General features: G+C 67.9%; 9 protein-coding genes. 2 read left to right on the top strand and 7 right to left on the bottom strand.

Annotated elements, in window-relative coordinates:
* The 4 genes from RMP08_RS09825 to RMP08_RS09840 all read right to left on the bottom strand — a co-directional run.
* A partial coding sequence (locus tag RMP08_RS09825) for a carboxyl transferase domain-containing protein (RefSeq protein ID WP_310468817.1) occupies nucleotides 1-1,111 on the bottom strand: 1,111 nt, incomplete at its 3' end.
* The gene (locus tag RMP08_RS09830; RefSeq protein ID WP_310468818.1) at nucleotides 1,108-1,572 is read right to left on the bottom strand and encodes a DUF3237 domain-containing protein; all 465 of its coding nucleotides are present in this window, start codon (nucleotides 1,570-1,572) and stop codon (nucleotides 1,108-1,110) included. The genes RMP08_RS09830 and RMP08_RS09825, both read right to left, overlap by 4 nt.
* A 55-nt stretch (nucleotides 1,573-1,627) precedes the next feature.
* Nucleotides 1,628-2,050, bottom strand: coding sequence for a hypothetical protein (locus RMP08_RS09835; protein ID WP_310468819.1), 423 nt, complete (start codon nucleotides 2,048-2,050; stop codon nucleotides 1,628-1,630).
* Nucleotides 2,051-2,127: 77 nt separating this feature from the next.
* On the bottom strand, nucleotides 2,128-3,279 hold the full coding sequence (locus RMP08_RS09840; RefSeq protein WP_310468820.1) for an isovaleryl-CoA dehydrogenase: 1,152 nt from the start codon (nucleotides 3,277-3,279) through the stop codon (nucleotides 2,128-2,130).
* A gap of 221 nt (nucleotides 3,280-3,500) precedes the next feature.
* Between RMP08_RS09840 and RMP08_RS09845 the strand changes: the two genes are divergently transcribed.
* Together RMP08_RS09845 and RMP08_RS09850 are read left to right on the top strand one after the other, a co-directional pair.
* A complete protein-coding gene (locus tag RMP08_RS09845; protein WP_310468821.1) occupies nucleotides 3,501-4,697 on the top strand; it encodes an acetyl-CoA C-acyltransferase in 1,197 nt (398 codons plus the stop codon).
* Nucleotides 4,698-4,766: 69 nt separating this feature from the next.
* On the top strand, nucleotides 4,767-5,204 hold the full coding sequence (locus RMP08_RS09850) for a hypothetical protein (protein WP_310468822.1): 438 nt from the start codon (nucleotides 4,767-4,769) through the stop codon (nucleotides 5,202-5,204).
* A 56-nt stretch (nucleotides 5,205-5,260) separates the two neighbouring features.
* On the opposite strand, the gene RMP08_RS09855 is transcribed toward RMP08_RS09850, so the two are convergent.
* The 3 genes from RMP08_RS09855 to RMP08_RS09865 all read right to left on the bottom strand — a co-directional run.
* Nucleotides 5,261-5,932: a hypothetical protein gene (locus RMP08_RS09855; RefSeq protein ID WP_310468823.1), complete on the bottom strand. Its 672-nt coding sequence runs from the start codon at nucleotides 5,930-5,932 to the stop codon at nucleotides 5,261-5,263.
* A complete protein-coding gene (locus tag RMP08_RS09860) occupies nucleotides 5,929-6,135 on the bottom strand; it encodes a helix-turn-helix transcriptional regulator (RefSeq protein ID WP_310468824.1) in 207 nt (68 codons plus the stop codon). The genes RMP08_RS09855 and RMP08_RS09860 overlap by 4 nt, the downstream gene beginning before the upstream one ends.
* Nucleotides 6,136-6,188: 53 nt before the next feature.
* On the bottom strand, nucleotides 6,189-6,702 hold a 514-nt coding region (locus tag RMP08_RS09865; protein ID WP_310468825.1), incomplete at its 5' end, for an SH3 domain-containing protein.

The following is a 6,702-nucleotide window of genomic DNA, read 5'->3' on the forward strand; positions in this document are numbered from 1 at the left end:
GAATACGGCGCTGGCAGGCGAGCTCAATGAAGTGCGCGCCTTTCACGGCGCTTTCGGAGAACAAAACGCCGTTGTTGGCGAGGATCGCCACCGGCATGCCCCAGATGTGCGCGAAGCCGCACACCAACGTGCTGCCGTAGAGCGGCTTGAACTCGTGGAGCTCGGAGCCGTCGACGATCCGCGCGATGATCTCGCGCACGTCGTAGGGAGCGCGGACATCCTCGGGGATCAGGCCGTATAATTCCTCGGCATCGTAGTGGGGCGGGCGCGGCTCGCGCAGCTCGATCCCCGCCCCCGCTTCGCCGCCGAGATGGCTGACGATGTCGCGGACGATGGTCAGCGCATGCTCGTCATTCTCGGCGAGATGGTCGACGACGCCCGATTTGCGCGCATGCAAGTCGCCGCCGCCGAGATCCTCGGCCGAAATCTCCTCACCCGTCGCGGCTTTGACCAACGGCGGGCCGGCGAGGAAGATGGTGCCCTGGTCGCGCACGATGATGCTCTCGTCGCTCATCGCGGGGACGTAGGCGCCGCCCGCGGTGCAGCTGCCCATCACGCAGGCGATCTGGGCGATGCCTTGCGCCGACATGTTGGCCTGGTTGTAGAAAATCCGGCCGAAGTGATCGCGGTCGGGGAATACCTCGGCTTGGTGCGGCAAATTGGCGCCGCCGCTATCGACCAGATAGACGCACGGCAGGCGGTTGGCCTGGGCGATTTCCTGCGCGCGCAAATGCTTCTTGACGGTCAGCGGGTAGTAGGTGCCGCCCTTCACCGTGGCGTCGTTGCACACGATCATCACCTGCCGCCCGGAGACGCGCCCGATGCCGGCGATGATGCCCGCGCCGGGGACTTCGCCGTCGTACAAATCGCATGCCGCGAGCTGGCCGATTTCGAGGAACGGCGAGCCGGGATCGAGCAGCCGCTCGACGCGCTGGCGCGGAAGCAATTTGCCGCGCGCGGCGTGGCGCTCACGATGCTTTTCGGTGCCGCCCAGCGCGGCCGCCGCGACATCGGCGCGGAGTTTTTCCGCGAGGCCGCGGTTGTGCGCGGCGCGGGCGGCGAACTCGGCCCCGGCGAGGTCGACCTTGCTGTCGATGCGCGGCGCGCTCATGCGGCGATCTCGAATATGGTGTAGCGCGGGCCCGACGGGGTCTGCTCGCCGACGCCGACCACGATCGCGTCGTTGAGCCAGGCATAACGCTCGTCGCCCGATTCGAACCTCGCCACGACCTGCACCGAATAAGAGTCGCGCTCGATCTGCTCGCCCTGGCGGAAGCGGCGCATGGTGTCGTCGTCGGCGAGGAAGCGGCCGCGGTACGACATTGCGAGATTGGCGCCGTCGTCGCTGCGCAAAGCGAGGCGGACGTCGATGTCGAAGCCGCCGGCGCGGGTGGTCAGCCAGTCGCTGCCGCCGGGCAGCACCTCGCCCGACAATCGCTCGCCCTCGAACCGCCCGCCGGTGATCGGCGCGATGGCGCGGTGGCCGGCGAGCGTCTTCCCGATGGCGAGGATGCCGGGGAAATCGACGGCGAGCGTCAGCGTGGTCAGGTGGCGGTGCGGGAGGCGGTCCATTGCCGCCGCGCTAGCATGGCCCCACGCCGGCGCAAAGACGGCGGGAGTGACCGCGTCAGGCGAGGCCCTTGCGGCCGAAGCCGCGCGGCGGGGCGGCGGCCTCGGGCGCGGCGGCGGCCGGCGCGGGAGCGCGATTCTCGAGGTAGCGCGCGAGCGCGGCATCGGGGTCGAACTTGGGCTGCTCCGGCGCCGCGTCCGCCGCCGGTTTCTTGTCGTCGCTCTGGAGCCAGTCGCCGAGCTTGTCGGTGGCGCTGTCGACGATCGCCCCGGCCGGGTTGGTGACGAATTCGATGATCGCGGTGGTATCGCCGGCGTCGCCCGCTTCGCGCGCCGACAGGCCATACGCGCCGCGCACGAAAAACACCGCCCCCGCCGCGCCGAACGCCATGGTCGAGGACCCCAACCCGCTCGCGGCATAGGACCAATAGGCCAGCGCGAGGAGGAAGAATGCGATCAGTATCGAGCTCCAGCCGCGCATCACGCCACCCGTTTCGTCATCAAAGCCGCCGCGAGATTATGCCAATTCGGGTCAATAAAAGGTGAAGGCGTCCGCGCTCACGCCCCGATCAGCTCGCGCCCGATCAGCATGCGGCGGATTTCGTTGGTGCCGGCGCCGATGTCGAGCAGCTTGGCGTCGCGCAAATAGCGCTCGACCGGCCAGTCCTTGGTGTAGCCGGCGCCGCCCAAGGCCTGGATCGCCTCGAGGGCGACTTTGACTGCGTTTTCGCTCGCCAGCAGTATCGCGCCCGCCGCGTCGAACCGCGTGGTCTGGCCGGCGTCGCACGACTTGGCGACCTGGTAGACATAGGCGCGCGACGAGTTGAGCGCGACGTACATGTCGGCGACCTTGGCCTGCATCAGCTGGAAGCTCCCGATCGCCTGGCCGAACTGTTTGCGCTCGCGGTCATAGGGCAGGACCGTATCGAGGCACTCCTGCATGATCCCGAGCTGGATTCCGGCAAGCACGGTGCGCTCATAGTCGAGCCCGCTCATCAGCACCCCGACCCCGCCGTTCTCGGGGCCCATGACGTTCTCGGGCGGCACGAAGCAGTCCTCGAACACCAATTCGGCGGTGGGCGAGCCGCGCATCCCCATCTTGTCGACCTTCTGGCCGACCGAAAAACCGTCCATGCCCTTCTCGATGAGGAAGGTGGTGATGCCGCGGCTGCCCTCGCCGGTCTTGGCATAAACCACCAATACGTCGGCGTGGCTGCCGTTGGTGATCCAGAATTTGGTGCCGTTGAGGCGGTAGCCGTTGCCCGATTTTTCGGCCTTCAACTTCATCGAGACGACGTCGCTGCCGGCCCCCGCTTCGGACATCGCCAGCGCGCCGACATGCTCGCCCGAGATCAATTTGGGCAAATATTTGCGCTTTTGCTCGTCATTGGCCCAGCGGCGGATCTGGTTGACGCACAAATTGGAGTGCGCGCCGTACGACAGGCCGACCGAGGCCGATGCCCGCGCCACTTCCTCCTGCGCCACGACATGCTCGAGATAGCCCAGCCCAAGCCCGCCCCATTCCTCCTCGACGGTGATGCCGTGCAAGCCGAGCTCGCCCATCTGCGGCCACAAGGCGACCGGGAACTCGTCCTTCTCGTCGATCTCCGCGGCGATCGGCGCGATCTTGTCGGCGGCGAAGCGGCGGGTGGTGTCGCGGATGGTGTCGGCCATCTCGCCGAGGTCGAAATCGAGGCCGGGGTCGGACATGCGCGGGGCTCCTGTTCGGCTTGGCGCAAGCATTGGCCGAGAGGCTTGGACAAGCGCGCCGGGACGCTTATGTGCGCTGCAACACTCGTCCACCACCCGCTCATCCTGAGTAGGGGCTGAGCGAAGCCGAAGACCCGTATCGAAGGACCGTCCTTCGATACGCCGGTTCGACAGGCTCACCGGCTACTCAGGATGAACGGATCAACACGCAGGAAACACCCATGGCCAGCACCCCCACCACCGACCCCACCGTCATCCTCAGCTATGCCCGCACCCCGATGGGCGCGATGCAGGGCGCGCTGGCCGATGCCTCCGCGACCGACCTCGGCGCGACCGTGGTCAAGGCGGCGGTCGAGCGGGCGGGCGTCAATGGCGCCGACATCGACCGCATCTACATGGGCTGCGTGCTCCCCGCCGGCCTCGGCCAGGCCCCCGCGCGCCAGGCGGCGATCAAGGCCGGGCTGCCCAAGAGCGTCCAGGCGACCACCGTCAACAAGGTGTGCGGGTCGGGCATGCAGACGGTGATCATGGGCGACGAGGCGCTGACCGCGGGCAATGCCGATTACATCATCGCCGGCGGAATGGAATCGATGACTAATGCCCCGTACCTGCTCAAGAAGCACCGTTCGGGCGCGCGGATCGGCCACGACACCGCTTACGACCATATGTTCCTCGACGGGCTCGAGGACGCCTATGAGGAAGGCCGCGCGATGGGCAGCTTTGCCCAATGCACCGCCGACGAATACCAGCTGACGCGGAGCCAGATGGACGATTACGCGATCGAGTCGCTCAATCGCGCCAAGGCGGCGATCGATAACGGCGGGTTCAAGGACGAGATCGTCGCGGTGACCATCAAATCACGCGCCGGCGAGACGTTGGTCGACACCGACGAAGCGCCCGGCCGCGGCCGCCCGGACAAGATCCCGCAGCTCAAGCCGGCGTTCGCCAAGGAAGGCACGATCACCGCCGCGACCTCGTCGTCGATCTCCGACGGCGCCGCAGCGATAGTGCTGGCGCGCGAATCGACCGCCAAGGCCGCCGGGCTGACCCCGGTCGCGCGGATCGTCGCCACCGCCGCCCACGCGCAGGAGCCGGCCGAGTTCACCGTCGCCCCGATCGGCGCCATCAACAAAGTGCTCGAGAAAGCCGGGTGGAAGGTCGGCGAGGTCGATCTGGTCGAGGTCAACGAGGCGTTCGCCTGCGTCGCGATGTTCGCGATGAAGGACCTCGGCATCCCGCATGACAAGATCAACGTCCACGGCGGGGCGACCGCGCTCGGCCACCCGATCGGCGCCAGCGGCACGCGCATCCTCGTCACGCTGGTCAGCGCGCTCAAGCAGAAGGGCCTCAAGCGCGGCATCGCCTCGCTGTGCATCGGCGGCGGCGAGGCGACGGCGGTGGCGGTCGAGCTGGTGTGACCGCCACGCGGACTCGCTAGCGTTCCCGACTCCTGTTACGGCCCCGTCACCAACAGGGGAGGACGATCCATGCGCTCATTGATTCTGCTTGCGGCGGTTGCCGCCATCGCCGGCTGTTCGCAGCAGCCCGCCGCCGAGCCCGACGCCAACGCCGCCGCCGACGCCAATGTCGCGGCCGACGCCAATGCCGTCGACGCCAACGCCGCCGGCACCGCTCTTGCCCAAATCAACGAGACGACCTGGGAGTTTACTGAAGACGGCAAGCCGATGCAGGAGTCGATCGACGCCAAGGGCAATTACATCGTCAATTCGGGAAAAGAGCATATCGACCACGGCACGGTGGTGATGAAGGACGGCAAGGCCTGCTTCACCAGCGCGATGACCAAGGAAGGCGAGGACTGCTGGTCGGATCCGAAGCTGGCCGTCGGCGAGTCGGGTGAGACCACCAGCGATAAGGGCGAAAAACTGGCAATCAAGCGCACAGCCTACGTGCCGCTGACAATGTAATATTTCTGCGATTGGTCCGGCGGGGCGACGCCTAGCGCCGCCGGACCAGTTGCCGTTCAGCGCGGGCGCAGCAGCCCCTTGCGGGCGCTGACCCACATGATCGCGGCCAGCTCGATCGCCAGCAACCCGGCGAGCAGGCCGAGCGGCTCGATCCATGCGAGATCGCCGAGATGGGCGAACGCCGCCCAAATGCCGAACAGGATCAGCGTTACGTGCATTGCCAGCGCCGATGCCTCGCGGGCGACCGCGCGCATCAACTCGTCCTGGTCGTTCCGGCCGGCGTAGCCGAGCACCGCGATGCCGGCGATGCACGCCGCGACGATCATCGCCGCGGCGTCCCCGCCGACGATCCCGGGCGACCCCTCGACCGCGGCCAGCGCCAGCGCGAGCAGCGCGGTTCCGACCAGCATCGCGACAATCGACCCGCGCCACAGCGGCCGCCGCTGCTCGCGCAGTTCGTCGGCGTCCTCGACATTGAGCAAGTGCGCGCCCGGGCCAGGCGCCATGGCTCCGAGCGCGACGACCAGCCCCATCAAGGCGAACACGATACCGGCGGCCAGGGCCACCACCCGCGACGGGTCGTCGAGCTCGAAGCCCGTTCTCCCGACCGCGGTCAGCAGCCCGTAGGTCACCGCCGCGCCGGTCAGCGCGCCAAGCATCATCTGGAGCGCGGTCTTGCGCCACTTGGGCCGGTTCGCGGTCGCGGCGGCGGGGACAGGCTGGGTCATTGCGGTTGCTCCCAATGGTCGATGAACAGCTGGTCGACGGGCACCGCGAACAAAGTCGCCATGCGCAGCGCCAGCGGGAGGCTCGGGTCGTATTTGTCGGTCTCGACGGCGTTGATCGTCTGGCGCGACACGCCGAGCCGGCGGGCCAGCTCGCCCTGGCTCCAGCCATGCGCTTCACGATGCGGCTTGACCCGATTCTCCATCCGGCCAGCATGTGTAAAGACTTCTTGACTGTCAAGAGCTCTTTACAGGGAGATTATTCGATGGTTTCCCCCGGTCCGACGCCCCAGATGTCGGCGATGCGAATATGGCCTTCGCGGTGGGCGATGGTGATGCGGCACCAGCCATTGGCGCACTTCTCGATGCGGCCGACCACGCCGGGCTCGGCGCGGTAGCGGACGCGGCTGGTATCGGCCGGCTCGGCGTGGATCGCGCGCGGCTGGCCGGGCTTGACGATCGCGGTGCGGCGGTCGCTGAGCAGGGTCACCAGCATCCAGCCTTTGGTGCCGTCGGGATCCTCGATCAGGCGCCAATTGGGGTAGGTCTTGACCACCCGGATCGGGAGGTCGCGGCGCTTGTACAGCCACACGCCGGGGTAGTTCTTGCCCGGCCCGGTGCGCATCATCGCCTCGCCCGAGGCGATCGACGCCCAGTACGGCGGCGTCTTGTCCTGTGCGGCGGCGGGGGCGGCGAGGAGAGTCAGCACGGCGGCGGCGGCTAAAACCCTCCCCCCTCGGGGGAGGTGGCAGCGCGCAGCGCTGACGGTGGGG

Origin of the sequence: Sphingomonas sp., assembly GCF_031426035.1 — a bacterium.
In the GTDB taxonomy this organism is placed as follows: domain Bacteria; phylum Pseudomonadota; class Alphaproteobacteria; order Sphingomonadales; family Sphingomonadaceae; genus Sphingomicrobium.

Excerpts from the sequence above, each read along its gene's own strand:
- RMP08_RS09830 (WP_310468818.1), bottom strand. The coding sequence starts at position 1,572 with ATGGACCGCCTCCCGCACCGCCACCTGACCACGCTGACGCTCGCCGTC.
- RMP08_RS09835 (WP_310468819.1), bottom strand. The coding sequence starts at position 2,050 with ATGCGCGGCTGGAGCTCGATACTGATCGCATTCTTCCTCCTCGCGCTG.
- RMP08_RS09840 (WP_310468820.1), bottom strand. The coding sequence starts at position 3,279 with ATGTCCGACCCCGGCCTCGATTTCGACCTCGGCGAGATGGCCGACACC.
- RMP08_RS09845 (WP_310468821.1), top strand. The coding sequence starts at position 3,501 with ATGGCCAGCACCCCCACCACCGACCCCACCGTCATCCTCAGCTATGCC.
- RMP08_RS09850 (WP_310468822.1), top strand. The coding sequence starts at position 4,767 with ATGCGCTCATTGATTCTGCTTGCGGCGGTTGCCGCCATCGCCGGCTGT.
- RMP08_RS09855 (WP_310468823.1), bottom strand. The coding sequence starts at position 5,932 with ATGACCCAGCCTGTCCCCGCCGCCGCGACCGCGAACCGGCCCAAGTGG.
- RMP08_RS09860 (WP_310468824.1), bottom strand. The coding sequence starts at position 6,135 with ATGGAGAATCGGGTCAAGCCGCATCGTGAAGCGCATGGCTGGAGCCAG.